The following is a 2,188-nucleotide window of genomic DNA, read 5'->3' as shown; positions in this document are numbered from 1 at the left end:
TCAGGTCCGGCCTCCCGCGCGGCAGTCACGCTCCGCAGTCAGCGGCACGGCCAGCGAGAACCCCTCCCCGCCTAAATTCGAAGACCCACATTCGCGTGAAGAAGGGGAGACTTGCGGCCTCTCGATTCGGGTTAGCCGACATCGCACCGGCACCCACTCCCCCCCATTCCCAGGCTCGCTGCACCCATCGTGCAGCTCCCCCACTGCTTGGAGGAGCACGCGTCTGCTGTAGTGGCAGCACCTAGCACGAACCCACCGACCAGAGCTGCGTCGGCGAACCACCCCAACGGGGTGATCATCGAATCCACGCCAAGTCCGACGCCGACCCAGCCCAAGACACGTCACCCGTGGCGGTGATGGAGGTCAGTGTGTCCCGCTGATTCGATCCGTTGCTTCTCCTTCATAATGCTGGCGACGATTCCATCCGCCCGAGTTTTTTTATGCAACAAGACTGCGTAATTCACCTTTTCGCCGCATGCTGCCATCACGCTTTTCCCATCTCTCAAAATCACCCGAATGCCGTTATAGGTAGGTTTCATCGAAGCCACACTGGAGAGGGGAATCCTGTACCTGCGGATCGAGTCCTGAATCACTAGATACTCGTCGGATACTCCGATTGAGGTTCGAAAGGCTCGTGCAATGAGCCATGCAGTGACACCCAATGGAATGCAGGTGGCAAAAAGCGAACGCGGACTCCATCCGTATGTGATTCCATCAACGATGAGGACTCCACCCAATCCCAGGGCAATCAACGCGCCTACGCACGCACAAATCCGCTGCCACACAGCCATTCGCCAAGTCATGACACCTCCCAGCTATTACACATTCACACCTCGTGTCGAGGCTCGTTAACCATTGATCGCTTGTTGTTGGGAGTGCTCCAATGGGTTGAATCCCCGCCGGGCCTAAGCGCCCCGGCGGGGGCCGGTCTCCATTCAGCAGTAACTGGGGACGTGGTAAGTGTCACCGCAACCGAGGTGTCCGAGAACCGTATTGACACCATAGCCGACACCACGGAACAGTGAGTCCGGGATTTTTGCGTGTTGAGGGCCTTCGAAATAGCGCGCAGAATGACGACCCAGCGGCAAGTATTTCGACATCCCGATCCTCTCCGCTACCTTTCCGTAGAGCAATCCTCCGCTTATTCCCACCCCCAAGCCAATCGCGCCATCAATACTATTTGTTTCGAGGTTACCCCACGCATATTTCGAATCCCAACCATGTGTGTAGGCATCCCCAGCATACTCTGCACCGATGACCGCAATGGTCGCCACCGCGCAGAGCCCAACACTGTATACGACGCAGGCGACGAAGCCAGCTGTCTGGAGCATTCCACGCCAATGCTTTGTGAAAAATCCTCCCATTCCGCTCACGGTTGCTCCAGCCCAGCTTTTGGCGTTTTTCCAGAGTCCGCTGCCCCACCAGTGTCCGTGGTCGGCATTTCGGTTCCTCTTCTTGTATACGGGCGTGGTGTGACCGCTGTTGCTCTGGTGCGCTGTCCCCCCGCTGTTGCTATAGGTCGTGCCGCACGGGTCTTTCAGCATGTAGTAGCAGCGGCTGCCTCCGTTACCGCTCGGCTGGGTCGTGACACCGCCGCACGGGTCTTTCAGCATGTAGTAGCAGCCGCCTCCGGAACCGTCTCCCTTCGGAGTGCCGACACCGCACAGGTCGACGGGGCACAGGCCGGTGGGGTCTGAGTCGGTGACGGGGTTGCTGCCGGCGTAGGTGTAGCCGCCGAGCTCTTGGGGGGTGGTGGCTTCGAAGACGGGGTCGAGGCTGGTGAATCTGCCGGTGGTGGGGTCGTATTCGCGGGCGCCGATGTCGGTGAGGCCGGTGGTGGTGTCGGTGGTTTTGTTGAGGAAGGTGCGGTTTTCGGGCCAGCTGGTGGTGGTGCCTCGGGGGTTGCCGTAGGGGTCGAACTGGCGCCAGGTGGGAGTTTGGGCGGTGGAGTCGAGGTAGAGGGTGTTGGTGCCGTGCTGGTCGGCGTCGAGTTCGAAGCCGTAGTTGGTGCTGGCGCCGGTGCGGACGATGGTGGCCCCGCCGGGGGCAGCGTAGTAGCGGACTCCGGTGGTGGTGCCGGCGGAGTCGACGGTGATCTGTTCGCTGCCGAGGTAGAGGGTGGTGCTGCTGGGGTCCTTCTGCAGGAGCAGGTTGCCGTCGGCGTCGTAGATGTAGCCGGTGGAGGTGC

At 60.6% G+C, this 2,188-nt stretch carries 1 protein-coding gene; it reads right to left on the bottom strand.

Going from position 1 to position 2,188, the window contains the following annotated elements; all coding sequences use genetic code 11:
- Positions 1–935: 935 nt before the first annotated feature.
- The coding region (locus tag H8R17_RS45260; RefSeq protein ID WP_316959754.1) for an RHS repeat-associated core domain-containing protein at positions 936–2,188 on the bottom strand (1,253 nt) is incomplete at its 5' end.

This window comes from Streptomyces sp. TRM68367 (assembly GCF_014495685.1).
Classification (GTDB): domain Bacteria; phylum Actinomycetota; class Actinomycetes; order Streptomycetales; family Streptomycetaceae; genus Streptomyces.
Note: the sequence above shows the minus strand (reverse complement) of the source record. Positions and strands in the feature narration are given on the sequence as shown.